This window comes from Microcoleus sp. PH2017_34_RAT_O_A, from assembly GCF_020737885.1.
Lineage (GTDB): Bacteria > Cyanobacteriota > Cyanobacteriia > Cyanobacteriales > Microcoleaceae > Microcoleus.
Genome location: NZ_JAEQDD010000117.1, coordinates 1 through 16044, shown reverse-complemented (window position 1 = coordinate 16044; position 16044 = coordinate 1). Strand labels below are relative to the sequence as shown.

Genomic DNA, 16044 nt, shown 5'->3' with positions numbered 1-16044 from the left:
CATACAGGTGAACCCTAATTAAATGTTTTGTAGTTACTCAATAATTCTTGTCCAATATACCATATTCTGTTAATATAAAGTTTAGATGCGTTCGCCCTGCGATCTCCTCCTACGACAAAGCTTTAGAAATCAAACCTGATAAACACGAAGCCTGGAAAAATCGGGGCATTGCACTCCGTAATATAGGAAGACTAGAAGATGCGATAACCTCCTACGACCAAGCCTTAAAATTAAAACCAGATTATCAAGAAGCCTGGTTCACTCGGGGCCTTGCACTGCATAATTTAGGCTGGTTTGAAGCAGCGCTCGCATCCTATGACCACGCCTTAACATTAAAACCCGATTATCACGATGCTTGGTACAATAAGGGCTTTGCACTACATAATTTAGGCTGGTTTGAAGCAGCGCTCGCATCCTATGACAAAGCCTTAGAATTAAAACCCGATTATCACGATGCCTGGATCAATCGGGGCGTTGCACTGTATAAGTTAGATAAATTAGAAGAAGCGCTCGCCTCTTGCGAAAAAGCCTTAGAACTGCAACCAGATTTAGACCAAGCCTGGTATGGTCGAGGAATTACATTGGGTGATTTAGGAAGATTAGAAGAGGCGATCGTCTCCTATGATAAAGCCTTAAAATTAAAACCAGAAGATCATGGAGCCTGGAAAAATCGGGGCGTTGCCCTGGGTAAGTTAGGAAGATTTGAAGAAGCGATCGCCTCCTTCGACAAAGCCTTAGAAATCAAACCAGAAGATCATGGAGCCTGGATTAATCGGGGCAATTCAGTCAAAAATGCACCTAGACACAACCAGGCCGATTATGAAATATTACAGGGACGATTCCCTAATTCTCCACCAGTAATAAGAACTATCTTAACTCACAAGCTGAAACAGCGTGGCTATGAAGGGCGAGTATTAACATTAAAAGTAGGCTTAGAGTATTGCAAAAAGAACACCCACCCTGAAGGATATGGATTATTGCATCAAGCACTAGGAAATGCTCATTACGATGAAGGAAAAGTTAATTCTTCCAACTCCAATGAATATTTCGTTTCCTGAAACTGCATCTTGAGCTTTTGCAGGATTTAATCAAAAAATTACTTGCTTCCAAAAAAACCGAACAAGCCAATAAACTACAGCGAGATGCAACCGATTTATTGCAGCGTCTGCTGAAACAGCAAAACTATTCCCAACTCACCCAACAGCAACTCACCGACAAATTAGTTAGCTTTGAACAATCAACCGTAAATATCTTCATCCAATCCGGGAAATATGCCGAAGCCTTAGCCACAGCAGAAACCGATAAAAATGTCTGCTTATCTTGGCTGCTGAATGCCTTGCCAATTCCCGATTACCAAACAGCAGAGACAGTCACTCACGCCCAAATTCAGCAACTGATCAATCCCACAACAGCCGCGATTTACTGGCATCTCAGCGACGCATCCCTGACAACATTCATCATTAAATCCGATGGCTTGTTGTCTCCCGAAACCTGTTTCAGCGATTTTCCAGATGAATTTGAAAAATGGGTGAAGGAGTGGAATCAACAATACACCGATTATCAATCTAAGGAGAAAACAAGTCAAGTAAATCATCCTTGGCGTGCGGAAATGGCAAGTAAATTTGCACGACTCAATGCAATCCTAAAAATTGATGCGATCGAACAGCAATTAGAGGGGATTACTGAGTTAATTTTGATTCCCCATCGGGACTTGCACCGCTTCCCGATTCATGCTTTGTTTAGTGGGGATTTTGTGGTTAGTTATTTGCCTAGCGCTCAATTTGGGTTGAATTTGAAACATCGGTTGAATCCTCCAACTGCGGCAAATACAGCAAATACACCAAATACAGTCGGCGAATGGAATTCGCGGCTACACAGACAAAACCCGCCTCCGCGGGTTGAAGAAGGGGAAGTGAATTCTATCCTCAGTATCGAAAATCCCAACAGTATAATCATTGATGAAAACGGCAAACGAAAAGAATTGCTTCCTTTACCAGCCGCCGAGATAGAATCCGAAATTATTTGCCGAATGTTTGCCAACTCTACCCGACGGGGAGAAAATGCAGCTACCCTCGATGAAGTCACTAAATTATTGCCACAGCCCCACAACATTTTTCACTTTACCGGACACGGTAGCTATGATTTTGACAATCCTCAACAATCAACTTTATACTTAAGCGATACTCACCGATTAACAGTCAAAGAAATCATCCAACTCAACCTCAGTAACTACAAATTAATCTGCCTTTCCGCCTGCGAAACCGCAGTCACAGACAAGCAAACAATTCTCGCCGAATATGTAGGATTGACTAGCGGTTTTATGCGGGCGGGAGTTGGCTTTGTCGTCAGTACCCTGTGGCCAGTCCAATCCGGGGCGAGTACGTTATTAATGATAGACTTTTACCGACGGTGGCGAGAAGAGGGCGATTCGCTACCCGTCGCCTTAGCAAATTCTCAAAAATGGCTGCAATCAGCCACCCGCGAAGATTTAGCCGCTTGGTATCAGCGGGAAATTGACAAGATTTCCGAAAACAGCAGCGAACTTTCTGTAGCTGAAGTTAGCCTGCGCCGATTCTTTAAAAGCAATCAGCAAAACTTGGCTAAAATGGAATCAGACCAACCTTATCAACATCCGTATTACTGGGCAGCCTTCACTCTAACGGGATTATGATGAAAAATAATAATGACGATATTTTTACAGCTTTCATTGGCGCGGTACTCCAACAAACAGAACCGCTACCCGCACCAGTTCAATTAGAGTTTAATAAAATTGATGAAGCTTTCACAATTATCGATATCGAAAGACTTGCCGAATTGCATCCCCCTCTGCTAGCTGCTTATGAAGAAACTCATAATTGGTTGATGTATCATAGCAATGAACGTAGCAAAGGATTAGATGTTTTGCCGGATAGTGAATCTGAAAAAGAAAACACTACTAACCCCGAAATTAGTAACGCAGCCAGCGATATCAGCGATTTAACAAATTTACCAAAAATCATCAATGAAATCGATACCAAAGTTAAGCCGCGAGGGTTAAAAAAAATTCTGGGAAAAATCTTGCAAGCTGGGGATTCAGTGCAAGCAAGTCGCGATACAATTTTATCGTCAATAGCAGACAGTTTCACCCATGACTAACGAAAATTGGCTGATTTACCCTACCGTCGATTTGTTTGTCTACGATTTAGCCGACGGTATCGGACAAAGTGAAGACAAAATCAGCCAAAACCGCCAGCAGTTTTGGCAAAAAATCTATGGCGATAAACTCTCGCAGCCACAGCAAACACAAATCGAACAAGCTGAAACCGAAATCGGTGATTACATCGATTTACTCGGCAACCAAAAAGTAGTAGCATTTGAATCTCCCCTCGATGGCTATGCTTATCCTGTCAAATTCGGCGATACTTATGCGGTGCAGTTTGACTTATCCGGCAAAATAGAACCCGACAGCGATAAGAAATTTGCACCCAAAGAAATCGATTGTTTAGAATGGCTGAAATCTACAATCATCTCGCGCTTCAATCAACCTGCTACTATCGGTCAAAGTTGGCTAGTTTGGGGTGAATTGACTAGCGGGCAAGATGCTTTAAAAACTGCCAAAAATTGCTACAACAAACTTGAGTTAGTCCCGAATGCTAAATGGGATCGGGATTTAAAAGCATCAGGGCAATTTTTAGGGGCAAATTTTTATGAATTGTGGCTACCTCCGGGAGATAGAGGCAATATCAGCCAAAATTATCATGTGTTAATTTGCTTGTTTTCTAACAGTGGCGAGGCATCAATTCCCACTACTCGCCAAAAAATGACTAAACTTTATCCGCAGTTCCTCCGATTATTTGGATACCGCAATAAAGTGATTTGGGCTTATCAACAAAGCCGCCAACTTAAGTCGAATCTCAAGGATGCTTCGCGGAAGATTCAAGAAATTGTCAGCCTACTGCCAGAACAAGTCAATGCTGCTAAAGTTGACTTGAAACAATTGCAGCAAAATTTGGTCTATTGCTTGACAATTTTTTCGATTTATGCTAATTATATTAGTCGATTGGAAGAACAAGAAAATACAATTAAAACTAATCTGAACAACTATAATAAACGGCTAGAAACTATAGCGGAAAGAATGGGAAATGACAAAAATGAGTTAAAATTTATGGCAAGTTTCAGCGATTTTGCTGAGGAAAAGTATGTCACCCAAGTTAAAGCGGATAATAGAAGTTTGAGTGCGGGTTTGCGGTTGTTGGAAAATGCGATCGAGACTGTAGAGGGGATTATCGAGATTGAGAGGGCTAAGAGCGATCGCACTTTAAACTTTACCATTGGTACAGTGGGCGTGGGAATTGGCACCAGCGGAGTCGCCGCCAGCATCTACGCCAGCCAAATCAAAAGCCCCGCTAGCCCGGAAAATCCGATGTCGGCCAGTCAAGTTCTCGTGTTGAGTCTGCTTTTGGGAATTGCAGGAGGCTTAGTCAGTGCGGGTTTATTAAAATTGCTTGACAGAATTCGGGGCTCGAAATAAACCGCAGATGGGGCTGAGGGCGCACAGAGAAGACAAGGGGAGAAAGTTATTGAGGGTTGATAACTCTGAGGATTTCTGTTAGTTAGCAGGCTTGACATCTTCCCACCAAAGTTGGACATAAGGCCAGAATACTTTATCATCATCTAGCCTGACTGTCACTTCATAGCGATCGATCTGAGTGAGTTCGCCTGTTTTACCATTGAATTGCAATTGTTTGGGATCGTCAGTGTGAATTTCTACCTTCTGATTCAACAGCGGCAGCATTTGCTTTGAAGAACCATGAAACGGATTTTTGCCTCTGAGCACATAGCCACCAATGAAAGATATGTACATTAAAGTTAGGAAAAATACTGTACAGAAACTCACAATCAACAGTGTTTTTGGTTGTGAAAAATTGGTATAAACGCTCGTAACTCCTACTACCATTGTTCCGAAAAATAACAGACTCGGCAGCAAGAGTCCATCTCCCAGAAACTCGCTACAAAAAAGCATCAGGGGTATCTGAAAACCAAATAATGCAGCTACCCAAATCCACCCACTCAGCAAGGATTCAGATAGTAGCCAATTCATTCCTACTGTAAGGCCGATCGCAATTCCTATCGCCCAAATCGGTGCCGCATAATCGTACTGTCTGAAGGGAAGAACTACAAAAAAGAATACAGCATAAATAAAACCCGCAATAGCTAAGGCTAATCCACTAATTATTTCGTTCCAGTTCAGCATTTTTAAATTCGGCGCAAATAGTGAAATCTTAATTAATATTATGTCGGCTTGAACAATAGTCCGGACATTTTTTTATCGCGAACGGTATAATAAGGGTTTCAGCTTCTTCAGACGCTGAAATCTTAACGGTAGAATGCCAGTTTCAGCCACCACCCCAAAAAAACTGTCCGGATTATTGCTCGAACAACCCCTATAAAATAGGTTTGAGGGTTCGGACTTCTCAGAACAAACGCATCTTATTTTTAGGATGCTTGCTAGACAAAGGTTTGGGCTATTGTGCATTTGTGTTCCCAAATGCTGAAACCCTTGCTAGGTAATGCTTACAGAATTCATGCCAATTTGAAAAATTAATGCAACAATATTGGTAGGGTGTGGATTCATCGATCGTACAAAAAAAATACAGAAAATCTGACAGCGACACAAAGCGCGACAATACTTGAGTAAACAAAGTCAACTAAGAGTGTTGCAGCAAGGATTTTTTAAATTGGTATTAGATGCGTTTGCCATGGGACTTCAGTCCTTTGATTTTTGATGCGGACTGAAGTCCGAACGATCAAACCTTATAAATGATAAAAATTAATAAATTAGACAGGAGAAGGAAAAAATTTGCGATCGCCCAAAGATGTAAAATCTAATTCCGCTAATGCTTTCTCGCTTATTTTGATGTGTTCTCAATCTGTGAATAGTTACCAATTAACCGGGCTGGCAATTACAGATTAAGGCTATCACAGACTTTTGCTACTTGCTGTCGATGGTGATAGTCCTTATTGAAGCTAGAAAGCGGAATTTTCAGACCGATATATCATTTAGGGTCGATCGACTTGACAAATTGTTGCACAGGCTGCGGTAGAGCCGGTACAAAAGTCTTTCTAAAACCCCGAGCATCCAACACTCGCCACAAAATACCCACCGCTACCGTCAAGAAAAATAACGCTCCCAAAAAATTGAACGCACCAGACAGAAAACCGCCATCCCTTTTTTTCGGAGGCGTAATGTGTTTGATCCGATATACAGCCGGCTCGTAATCTTTCCGTTCCTCGCGACTGGGCACCGGCTTTTTGGCATTGGTGCGCGAACTCTTACGGGGGCTCCCACTCAAACCCGTTTGATTAGTTTTAGTAGAACTACTGGGCGAGTCCAAATCAGAAGCGCCACGCATCGTGAACTTGCTAACAGATGTCCCGGTTTTGCCAACACCAGCATTCTGTATTCTACTGTTAGAGCGCTGAGTTGATTGGCGATCGGCTAAAGTTCGCATCAAACTTTGCAATTGCTGAGTCGCAGCCGGCGGGCGTTCCGCTTTCCTCGCCCAATTTAACAGCATCGCCGCAGTAATGCCGCAAAGATTCGCAGCCCCCACAGAAGCTATCCGCTTCAGCAGAGGCTGACTGTTGGACACAAACACCACCAGTGCGTCGGGATGTTCCTGAGCCAGACCGTAAACGCACTGAGCTGTAGCTACTACTAGCATTGCTTGTGCGCTTTGATTTTTCATCGAGGGTTCTAGGCCCCGATGCGTTTCTTGAGCATCAGTCACAATCCAGCCACTATCTGCAAAAAAGCGCATAAACTCTCTGGCCACTTGCTCTTGAGCTTTTTCTACCGCTTTCCCTGTCAGATAATCTATTTCGTCATACACTACTTCCGGGAGATAGCAACTTCCCACCTTGGCATATTCTTGCCAAACTTGGGTTCTGCCAGCCATCAAAACATCCGCATCAAAAGTTACCAATACAGGAGGAAGTTGATTAGCCATAACTTTAGCCTAGATGCTCATATCCGTGATTTTTACTTGCTAAATTAAGTTTAAACAAATTCCGAGCTTTTCTATTGGGTTAATTCATAAATATCTGGGGTGCGCCCAAGCGCACCCAGCCCACCAATGGTCAGATGATTAGTTGCCAATTCCTAAACGCCCAGCTAAAGCGGGAGTCAAGGGCAAAAGTACAGAAATCATTAAGAACAAAGCCAACAAACCCAAAGCTGCGCGAGCGTCGTCAGGTTCAGTCAGCTCGTTAAGGCTCGGCCGCTCCAGATTCCGCTGTAAAATCAGAATCACGATCGCCCAATACAAAGCCAAAGGATTAACTAAAGAAGCGATCGCCAGCACCACAAACGTCGCCAAAGTAGCGCGACTGGCAATTTTCCGGCCGTAGATTGCTTGCACAATTCTACCTCCGTCCAACTGTCCCGCAGGCATCAAATTAATCGCCGTGATTACCAAGCCCAACCAACCAATAACTACCAGCGGGTGAACGTCAACAATCTGTTGCTGCAACGCCGCACCCAAAACCACTTTTGCCAAAGTTCCCACCAAAACCGAGCCCTTGAAATACTCTGCGGGAATTTGAAACAAACTGCCGGGGTGAGAAAGCAGCAAACCCGTTACCAGCATGAGCAGAGAAATTATTCCCCCAGCGGCTGACCCAGCAAAAGCAATGTCAAACAAAACTTTACGGTTGGGAAGCAGCGACTCAAAACGCTCGATCGCCCCAAAAGAACCTATCTGAAAAGTTGGTATAAAAAACGGCCAACTCAAGCCAACCTTGTACTGATTTGCCAGCACTCGGCGAGCAATTTCGCCTGAACCTAAAACCGCCCAAATTCCCGCCGCAATTGGCAGCACTTCTGGATATCTACCAGGCGAGTTAAAGAAATCGAAACTCAGCAGCAAACCGGCTGTTTCCAAACTGGTAGCAATTGTTGCTAGTAGCAGTACGACTGCGAGGATTTTTTGAGATAGGGTAGTGGGCTGCGGGTCGTTTGTGCTGGGCAAGATAATAACTACCGGCTTCTCGTCCTGATTTTCTACTAAAAACAGGCGGTAGCGATCGTTCAATCTTTCTTGCAAACTTGCCGTCAAACGCGAGTGTACTTGTTCTGGGTCTCCCCGGAGATTGCCTTTCAAGATTACCCCATCTTGATAGGGAATCGTTTCTATAGCAAAGAAAGTATCGATGCCAAAGATGCCTTGAATTGCCTTGAGGTCTTCAACTGGAACGGGAATTATTTCTAATTCATTAGTTGCAGGCGATGTGACGATCTTAATAATTTCTTTTGCTGGTACCCGTTGTTCGTTTGCAGGGGAGTTTCCATCGCTTTGGGACTCGATCTGGGCCGGATCGGGGCGCGAGTCGATCACTGCATCGGCTGCTGCCTTCCGCAATTGCCTGCCCAGATAAATGTACAATCCCGTGGATGTCACCAGCAGCAACAATACCGCCACTAGATTTAGGTAAATCCCGGCACCGAACAAACCAAAGAACAGCAGCCACGGACTCATCAGCACCACTGACTGCAACCAAGCTAACATTCCCAGTTTGCCAAAAGGTCTGGCGCGATAAAATCCCCAACCCAGAATTCCCACAGCAACCAATACCAGTGCAATTGTGGCGGTATTTTCCGATGCCACGATCGGCATTCCGGTTGCTTGCGCCAATATCGGCTGTAACTGGTCGATCGCGCTGCGGTCTAGTAATAGCATTAAATTTTGGGGTATATGAAATAAAATTGCTCTTAACATATCCAAACCTGTCCAAAAATAGCCCGATCACTAAGGATAACTCCTGAGGGCTTCTCGACCCACAATCGCCTGCTGCTGTTTTAACTTTTGGGCGATCGGCTATTGACACAAAAGACTTTTTATGATAACACATCCGGTGTGTCAATCGATTTTAGATTGTAGATTTTAAATTTTAGATTTTAGAGGCGACCCCACGGATAAATTCGGGGGAAGAGAGGATTTGAGATTTTCGATTTGGGATTGATTCCACCGATAAATCACGTGGCGGAACATGCAGAAATTCGCTTGTCAAACATAAGAGGAAGAGGCGTAGGAGTGTCGATCGCGCGGAAGCCGGAAGATTTGCCAAATTTGGCAGGTCGGGCTTCAGGACGAATTTCATGGTGTTTTGGATGCCCGAATCCGCAACAACTGCGAAACAAACAAGGTTTCAGGTAGTCTGTCAGCTTTGGGGAAAACGTCTGAAACTATTGTCATGTATAGGTTTGGTTAACGGGTACGGCAGGACTTGAACCTGCGGCTCGCTGCTTAGAAGGCAGCTACTCTATCCAACTGAGTTACGCACCCAACTCAAAAAGTCTTTAACAGTATCATTGTATCGGTGGAGTGTGCGATCGAGCAAGTAAATATTTTTTAACTTAGACAGAAACCGGTTCTATCTAAAAAACTACGATGTGGAGCGCGGCGCGATCGGGAGCGAACACGCTAGTGATGAGAGTGCCCTTGCGTCCAGGATAGCAATTCACAAAAGCTGGAGGGACTCACCTGCAAACAACACAATTGTTAAAATTCGATAGTGACAAAGCCTCAAACGTAGGCCACAAGATCGAAAAACCAGAAATCCTCCTCTGATTTTAGGCATGAGTTGAGGCAATCGTGACTAACTTGCCGATCTTTGATGATGTTTGCCAACATTCTGCTCGACTTGATATTTGAGAAAAATGTGGTAGAACTAGGATTGAAAGACTCAGGTGAAAATCCCTGATGGCAGGAAGCCTATATATAAGCTTCCTCTACGGCATCAAAGCAAAATAGTCAATCGCCCGATCGGCACGAGCTCAAAAATCAAGCGTTGCCAGTACAGCAGTCGTAAGTTGTGCGCGGGGGAATTTCCTTCGTGCATTAGTTCATATGCCATGGTTGAGAGACAATCTCAGCTTAGATACTTGTTAGCATTTGTTAGCAAAAAAGTATCGGAACGCTTGAGGAGGGGAATCCTGCTAATTAAAGTGAAATCGTTGAATCAAGCATCTCCGAGCCTAAAAGCCTGGAGATCTTCAAAAGCACAGCACCTCGGCCATGACAGGAGTCAAATCGCAGTGTCATGTTTATTCTGAAACGGCAGGATGTTGAAATATCCAATTTTCAACACCCAAAACGGGATCAACAAATTCCCATTCTCAATTATCAGGGGCAGACTTTTCGTCTCATTAGCGCCTTCAACGGCAAGCAAGCAGAAGACGCCAGAGCCTTGTGGCGGGATTTAACCGACAACCGAGGCAAAGCCTGTGTTCTGCTAGAAGAGCCGGATAGATACAGCGTCTGGGGAAAAGTCCGTCTAGATCAGCTTGCCGGTGAAGAACCGGCAGGTACAGAATCCGCTAAAGCACCGCTATTCGCGCAGGGTTGTCTGCTACTCCTCCAAGCTGTTTACTTTGACGTAGAAGACCTCTTAGGCGCAAGGCAAGCCACATCGTTTCAGAAAGATATCACCAAGGTATTTCAGCAAGGAAACTTCCCCCAGGCAGACTCCGCTGATGCGATCAAAAATTGGCTGACCGTTAGTCCCTTGCAAAATCATAAGGTGCCCCCTTGGCAAGAGCAACATCTCAAAACCTTATTGCAAGAACTTCACCGTTTGGGCAAATCATATTTTGGCAATACCGACTTCGCTGAGGGAGTGAGCGATGTGCTGCAAGATATGCCAGCACAGGATCGCACTCAGTTTCTCGATTGGCTGAAACAATCAGCCCTCAACAAGTTGTGGATCGCAGCATAGAAAATCTTTGACAATTGCTCTGACAATTGGGCCCAGATAATCGAGCTGAGATAATTTCACTGTCGGGGGCAAGGGAGATACAGGTTGGATTGCCAACTTGTATCGATCGATCGACATAATTGTTAAATCAGTTAAGAGGCCAGCTACAGTCTGGCAATTTAACTAAAATCCGATCGCAGTTCCCACCCAGAATCATTGATATGAGTGGGGGAGTGTGAAAGCCAAAAACAGAGAAAACAACATTTGAGGATATAATTTCCGAGTTTAATAGGCTACGGTAAAACCCTTAATGGTGAAGGCGCAGACCGTATTTCTATCATCTGTTCCCGGGAAAAACATCGACTAAGAACTAATTCTTTGAATTAGTAAATAGATAGTATTCTTGCTTAGTCTTCCGAGAGTGTACGAGGGCAAAAATCCCGACAACACGCTGAGGACGGCAGTTTTTCCCGGAGCGTCAGATCAAGGTTCTTTGGCGAAAGAATCCTCATCTACAATCAAAGATTGAGATGGGGTGCGTTCAACCGCTAGTTAGGTATCGTGAAATCCCTATGAGTAGCACTTCAGAAAAGTCATCTACATCTACCTCTTTACTATCAGCTCAGACCCTCGTGATTGTGGGCATTGTCTGGGCTGTCATGGCGCTGCTGTTCTTTTTGCTGTTCAGCGTCCCTCTTTCACAAGAAGATGGTTTACCGCCTTGGTACTCGATCGGCACTTATGTTTTTGAATGCGGGGCATACCTTGGAGCGTCTTTAGTCTGTTTGAGAAACTGGAAAAGCCCCCACATGGCAAGCGGGCGTAACGTCTGGCTGGGAATTGGTTTGGGGATGCTCTTCTATTTTATCGCCGGCGTGCTGTTCGGGATTTGGGAACTCTATTTCGAGTTAGACCCAGATGTGTCCCCAGCAGATGCGTTTTATCTGGGCAGCTATGTGGTACTGATCGGAGGCATGGTTCTAGCTGTGACTTCCAAGCGACTGAATCTAGAATTTTGGCAATGGGGTTTGTTAGCGGCAATAGCAGCCTTTGGGATTGCTGTAGCTATCTGGGTTGCTGCGCCCGACTCTTGGAGACAACAGCTAGGAATGGCTCCGGCTGCTCCCCAGGAAGTAGTTACAGGATCTGCACCTGACTCAACGGCTGCCAAAGGAAAAGCCCCTGCTTTGGACAATTCTGCCCAGTCAAAAGCAAAAGGAACGGCAGCAGCGGCTGCTAAATCGGCATCGGAAGAATCAGCAGAAGCAACTAAAGCTCCCGAATGGGTGATGGCACTTGACAAGCAACTATCACCTTACGCCTATGCAATCAATTTGTTTTACATCGTCGGGGACGTTTTTCTGCTGATTATTGCTACTGCGCTGCTGCTGGCGTTTTGGGGAGGACGTTTTTCCCAATCTTGGAGAATGATTGCGGCTGCAACTTTTTCGCTTTACATCGCAGATATGTACTTCAAATGGCGCGATACTCAGGCTGAGGGTAGTTATCAAAGCGGCAGTTTACTGGAAGTCTTTTTTGTTTTCAGTGGCATCCTGTTCGGAATAGGAGCTGTTTTGGAACATGACATCTCCACCCGTTCTCGTCAAAGCAGGCGGACTCGTCGCTCCGCGTAGCGATTTGAGATTGGGGTTGCTTCGGCAAGGGAGGGGAACGTGAAAGCTTTTTTGCCCTTCCCTGCATCTGTCAACTTCAAATCGAAAATAAAAAATCATACTTTGCCGATCGCACTTCCTACGTCTTTTCACGTCTTTTTGGTGGAAAACTTGGCATGACGCCCACAAAACTCTCCGATTCAGACAAACGGGAACTCCTCAGGCTGTACCGACAGTCGGACGAGAATACTATCACTCTGGCCAAGCGCTACGGAGTGAGTAGTTCGACTGTAAGGCGCATCCTTCAGGGGGCTTTGTCCGAGTTAGAATACGCATTTCTAGTCCAGCAAAAACAAAAGCGTTCGTCCGATCGTAGCACCAGCAGCCTTTCTCAACCAACAGAAACGGCTGCTGAATCGCCGGCTAAGAACTCCATCGCCCCTGGAGATACTCCCCTGTCTGAGTCACTCCCCGTCACGCAGTCAGCCCCAAATTCGAGGCCGACGATCCGAAAGCGTTCTGTATCAGCCACCCAACCTGTACCAGAAATCGAAATTCCAGGAACTTTACAGTCGGATTTCGAGGTTTCTGATTTACCAGATGCCCCCGTCGGCAATCTTGCCGAACCCAGCCACCGTGCTGTTGTGACTGGGGAACTACAGGCAATGCTTGGTGGTGAAGATTTTAGCGATTTCGACGAAGATGAGGATGAGGAGGAGGATGAGGATGAGGATGAGGAGGATTTAGATGACGACTTCGACGAAGATTTAGAGGATGAAGATTCTCTGTTTGAAGCGAGTCTGCTGGGTTCGATGTCCGGGGAGTCGATAGAACTTCGGGCTGGCCCGATTCAAGTTTTGCCTTTAAGCGAAGCATCTGTGCCCAAAATTTGCTATTTAGTAGTCGATCGGGCGGCAGAGTTAATCACCAGACCTCTGAAAGCATTTGGCGAACTCGGTCAAATTCCGGCGGCCGAAATTCGCGAGAAAACCCTACCAGTTTTTGATAATCACCGAGTGGCGCGCCGATTTTCTACTCGCAATCAAAGAGTTTTCAAGATTCCCGACGGCAGGCTGTTGCAAAAAGCCGCGCCTTACTTGCTAGCCAAAGGAATTACTCGGCTGCTGATTGAAGGTCAGGTTTATTCCATCGAAGGTGTGAAAAATTAACTTAATATTCTGCGGTGTCCGAGTCTTCGGGATTTGCTTTAAATCTAGGACGCGAGTCTTGGGAATCTGAAAGGTTCCAAAGCGGTTGTAGCACTGCACCGCCTATCAGTCCCGCACTAATGCTCATGGCCAATACTAATCCTACAGGAATCTGTATGGATTTAAACAAGATAAAGCTTAAGGCTACTGGCGCGGCGTTCTGGACTGAGATTATGCCGATCGCGCTTGCTAAAATTGCTACTAAAAAACTTATGGCGAGCAGAGGAATTATTTTCATAAACTGGCAGACAACCTAACACTTTAACTGATATTACTGCTTAATAATTTAAATTTATATCAAAATATGATTTTGGCAAACCTCCCATTGTTAAATAATATACAATAAGATTAGGGGCAAAGTCAAGTAGATACCGGAGAATTATATTTTTTGTTAGATTCAATATAAAAAAAATTACAACTCCAACTATATTGCAAGTATATAATTGGCTGCTATCTCAAGTAAATTGAATGATGTTAATGTTACCTTCATGTTGGCAATTTAACTTATAAATGTACCTCACAAACCTGAAATACGCTGTATTTATAACTTTTAAAACATGGACTATTTCACATCAGTGATCGGACAAAATCGAGCAGTAGAATTGCTAAGCCAAGCAGTCGAGCGCAACCGAATTGCTCCCGGCTATCTATTTGTCGGCTCCAACGGCACCGGCAAAAGCTTAGCAGCACAGTGTTTCATCGAGCTTTTATTCTCAGTAAATCTTCCCGAAAGGCGATCGAGAGAATCCGTGCAAAATCGCGTCCGACAGCGAAATCATCCAGACTTACTCTGGGTAGAACCAACCTACATGAACCAAGGCAAACGGCTTTCCGCAAAAGAAGCAGAGGAAGCAGGATTAAAGCGAAAAGCACCGCCCCAAATTCGCCTAGAACAAATTCGCGAAATCGGCGAATTTCTGAGCAGGCCACCACTAGAAGCTGGGCGTTCAGTCGTAGTTTTAGAACAAGCAGAAACAATGGGTGAAGGAGCAGCCAACGGCTTGTTAAAGACCTTGGAAGAACCGGGAAAAGCAGCGCTAATTTTAATTGCTCCGACTGTGGAAGCTTTGCTACCCACTTTGATTTCCCGCTGTCAAAAAATCCAGTTTTCGCGGCTGAATCCCGAAGCAATGAGACAAGTTTTGCAGCAAGGGGGATTTGCCGAGATTTTATCCCATCCCGAGGTAATCGGGATGGCGCAGGGAAGTCCTGGAGAAGCAATTGCTATTTGGCAACAACTGCAATCAATACCCGAGGATTTGCTGCAAAAAGTCAAGCAGTTGCCTCAAAATTTGCGCTCAGCTTTGGAATTGGCTAAGGAAATTGATAAAACTTTAGATACTGAATCTCAGTTGTGGTTAATTGATTATTTACAGCATTGTTACTGGCAGCAATTTTTGGCAGGCCGAATTAGCCGATCGCCCTTAGAACCCTTAGAAAAAGCCCGACAATATTTGCTAAACTACGTACAGCCGCGATTAGTCTGGGAATGCACACTAATGGGAATCTGTCAACCATAATAAGAGTGCCAAGTTTGAGCCCAATACAATAATTAAATAAATTCACCTAATTAAAAATAAAATATCGATCGCTAAAAAGCTTGCTGTATATGTCTTATCACTTCTCTCGGGACGATAACTAAAGCCGTCCTCCGACTTCTATTTCTGTTCTTCCTTCTTCCGACTTCCATTTCTATTCTTCCTTCTATCAACTGTCAACTGTCAACTGTCAACTGTCAACTCTTCCTTCTTCTTAACACAATGGAAAAAGCCACATTTGCCGCCGGTTGTTTTTGGGGAGTCGAACACAAGTTTCGCGCCGTTGCGGGTGTCATCTCGACTGCTGCGGGCTACACAGGAGGTCACTGGCCGAATCCCTGCTACCTCGACGTTTGCGCCCGAGTTACCGGTCACGCTGAAGCAGTGCTCTTGGAGTACGATCGATCGCAAATCAGTTACGAAACACTGCTAGATATATTCTGGAACTGTCACGATCCAACCCAAATCAATCGCCAAGGCCCCGACAGAGGCGAACAGTACAGGTCAGTCATTTTTTATCACAATTCGGAACAAGAAAAAGCCGCCCGCGCATCCAAACAAAAATTGCAAATTTCCGGTAAATACGACAAAGATATTGCCACCGAAATCAAACCCGCTGGTGAATTTTATATGGCCGAGGATTACCACCAGCAGTATATTGAGAAGAAGCGGCAGCCCTCCGCATCAAAGGACTAAAGTCCTCACTACAAACCTGATAAAAATATATTTTCCCAAACAAAAAGCGCCCCTATTTCTAGGAGCGCTTTTTGTCAATCAAGAGTTAAAAATTAACCGTTGATGGAAGGAGCAACCAAAGCCACGGGAGTTGTTTCACCAGCAGCCAAGTCGAGCGGGAAGTTGTGAGCATTGCGCTCGTGCATTACTTCCATACCCAAGTTAGCGCGGTTGATGACATCAGCCCAGGTGTTGATGACGCGACCTTGTGAGTCG

The 16044-nt window shown here is 44.8% G+C and carries 13 protein-coding genes, 1 tRNA gene and 1 pseudogene; 9 read left to right on the top strand and 6 right to left on the bottom strand.

Annotation, left to right across the window (positions count from 1 at the left end):
- Nucleotides 1-47: 47 nt before the first annotated feature.
- The 4 genes from JGK11_RS28705 to JGK11_RS28690 are packed head-to-tail and all read left to right on the top strand — an operon-like array spanning nucleotide 48 to nucleotide 4510.
- Nucleotides 48-1058, top strand: a complete 1011-nt coding sequence (locus JGK11_RS28705) for a tetratricopeptide repeat protein (RefSeq protein WP_293213847.1) — start codon at nucleotides 48-50, stop codon at nucleotides 1056-1058.
- A gap of 17 nt (nucleotides 1059-1075) precedes the next feature.
- Nucleotides 1076-2671 carry a CHAT domain-containing protein gene (locus tag JGK11_RS28700; RefSeq protein ID WP_293213845.1) on the top strand — a complete coding sequence of 532 codons (1596 nt, stop codon included), beginning with the start codon at nucleotides 1076-1078 and terminating at the stop codon, nucleotides 2669-2671.
- Complete coding sequence (locus JGK11_RS28695) at nucleotides 2668-3135, top strand: hypothetical protein (RefSeq protein WP_293176748.1); 468 nt, start codon at nucleotides 2668-2670, stop codon at nucleotides 3133-3135. The genes JGK11_RS28700 and JGK11_RS28695 overlap by 4 nt, the downstream gene beginning before the upstream one ends.
- Complete coding sequence (locus tag JGK11_RS28690) at nucleotides 3128-4510, top strand: hypothetical protein (protein WP_293213842.1); 1383 nt, start codon at nucleotides 3128-3130, stop codon at nucleotides 4508-4510. Before JGK11_RS28695 ends, JGK11_RS28690 begins: the two co-directional genes overlap by 8 nt.
- Nucleotides 4511-4588: 78 nt before the next feature.
- Here JGK11_RS28690 and JGK11_RS28685 read toward each other — a convergent pair whose 3' ends face one another.
- The 4 genes from JGK11_RS28685 to JGK11_RS28670 form a co-directional block, all read right to left on the bottom strand.
- Nucleotides 4589-5233: a hypothetical protein gene (locus JGK11_RS28685; protein ID WP_293189106.1), complete on the bottom strand. Its 645-nt coding sequence runs from the start codon at nucleotides 5231-5233 to the stop codon at nucleotides 4589-4591.
- Nucleotides 5234-6035: 802 nt separating this feature from the next.
- Entirely contained in the window at nucleotides 6036-6989 is a 954-nt protein-coding gene (locus tag JGK11_RS28680; protein ID WP_293186757.1) for a PIN domain-containing protein, read from the bottom strand.
- A gap of 138 nt (nucleotides 6990-7127) precedes the next feature.
- Nucleotides 7128-8654, bottom strand: a complete 1527-nt coding sequence (locus tag JGK11_RS28675; protein ID WP_293189269.1) for a site-2 protease family protein — start codon at nucleotides 8652-8654, stop codon at nucleotides 7128-7130.
- A 595-nt stretch (nucleotides 8655-9249) separates the two neighbouring features.
- Nucleotides 9250-9323 (bottom strand) — tRNA-Arg (locus JGK11_RS28670).
- 757 nt (nucleotides 9324-10080) lie between these two features.
- Between JGK11_RS28670 and JGK11_RS28665 the strand changes: the two genes are divergently transcribed.
- From JGK11_RS28665 to JGK11_RS28655, 3 genes are all read left to right on the top strand, one after another.
- On the top strand, nucleotides 10081-10755 hold the full coding sequence (locus JGK11_RS28665) for an Npun_F0813 family protein (RefSeq protein ID WP_293189104.1): 675 nt from the start codon (nucleotides 10081-10083) through the stop codon (nucleotides 10753-10755).
- A 551-nt stretch (nucleotides 10756-11306) separates the two neighbouring features.
- On the top strand, nucleotides 11307-12368 hold the full coding sequence (locus JGK11_RS28660; RefSeq protein ID WP_293189102.1) for a hypothetical protein: 1062 nt from the start codon (nucleotides 11307-11309) through the stop codon (nucleotides 12366-12368).
- Between the two features lie 155 nt (nucleotides 12369-12523).
- Nucleotides 12524-13516 carry a hypothetical protein gene (locus JGK11_RS28655; protein ID WP_293189267.1) on the top strand — a complete coding sequence of 331 codons (993 nt, stop codon included), beginning with the start codon at nucleotides 12524-12526 and terminating at the stop codon, nucleotides 13514-13516.
- Nucleotide 13517: 1 nt separating this feature from the next.
- Here JGK11_RS28655 and JGK11_RS28650 read toward each other — a convergent pair whose 3' ends face one another.
- Nucleotides 13518-13793 carry a LapA family protein gene (locus JGK11_RS28650; protein WP_293196763.1) on the bottom strand — a complete coding sequence of 92 codons (276 nt, stop codon included), beginning with the start codon at nucleotides 13791-13793 and terminating at the stop codon, nucleotides 13518-13520.
- Between the two features lie 319 nt (nucleotides 13794-14112).
- Here JGK11_RS28650 and JGK11_RS28645 point away from each other — a divergent pair, with 319 nt between their 5' ends.
- Together JGK11_RS28645 and msrA are read left to right on the top strand one after the other, a co-directional pair.
- A complete protein-coding gene (locus JGK11_RS28645; RefSeq protein WP_293213840.1) occupies nucleotides 14113-15075 on the top strand; it encodes a DNA polymerase III subunit delta' in 963 nt (320 codons plus the stop codon).
- Nucleotides 15076-15315: 240 nt separating this feature from the next.
- Entirely contained in the window at nucleotides 15316-15789 is a 474-nt protein-coding gene (gene msrA / locus JGK11_RS28640) for a peptide-methionine (S)-S-oxide reductase MsrA (protein WP_293186763.1), read from the top strand.
- A 92-nt stretch (nucleotides 15790-15881) separates the two neighbouring features.
- Here msrA and JGK11_RS28635 read toward each other — a convergent pair.
- Nucleotides 15882-16044: pseudogene (locus JGK11_RS28635) on the bottom strand (photosystem II q(b) protein); the annotation flags it as partial.

What these genes read in the sequence shown, in the direction of transcription:
- JGK11_RS28675 (WP_293189269.1), bottom strand. Translation starts at nt 8,654, where the DNA reads ATGCCGATCGTGGCATCGGAAAATACCGCCACAATTGCACTGGTATTG.
- JGK11_RS28645 (WP_293213840.1), top strand. Translation starts at nt 14,113, where the DNA reads ATGGACTATTTCACATCAGTGATCGGACAAAATCGAGCAGTAGAATTG.
- JGK11_RS28655 (WP_293189267.1), top strand. Translation starts at nt 12,524, where the DNA reads ATGACGCCCACAAAACTCTCCGATTCAGACAAACGGGAACTCCTCAGG.
- JGK11_RS28660 (WP_293189102.1), top strand. Translation starts at nt 11,307, where the DNA reads ATGAGTAGCACTTCAGAAAAGTCATCTACATCTACCTCTTTACTATCA.
- JGK11_RS28665 (WP_293189104.1), top strand. Translation starts at nt 10,081, where the DNA reads ATGTTTATTCTGAAACGGCAGGATGTTGAAATATCCAATTTTCAACAC.
- JGK11_RS28690 (WP_293213842.1), top strand. Translation starts at nt 3,128, where the DNA reads ATGACTAACGAAAATTGGCTGATTTACCCTACCGTCGATTTGTTTGTC.
- JGK11_RS28680 (WP_293186757.1), bottom strand. Translation starts at nt 6,989, where the DNA reads ATGGCTAATCAACTTCCTCCTGTATTGGTAACTTTTGATGCGGATGTT.
- msrA (WP_293186763.1), top strand. Translation starts at nt 15,316, where the DNA reads ATGGAAAAAGCCACATTTGCCGCCGGTTGTTTTTGGGGAGTCGAACAC.
- JGK11_RS28695 (WP_293176748.1), top strand. Translation starts at nt 2,668, where the DNA reads ATGATGAAAAATAATAATGACGATATTTTTACAGCTTTCATTGGCGCG.
- JGK11_RS28685 (WP_293189106.1), bottom strand. Translation starts at nt 5,233, where the DNA reads ATGCTGAACTGGAACGAAATAATTAGTGGATTAGCCTTAGCTATTGCG.
- JGK11_RS28650 (WP_293196763.1), bottom strand. Translation starts at nt 13,793, where the DNA reads ATGAAAATAATTCCTCTGCTCGCCATAAGTTTTTTAGTAGCAATTTTA.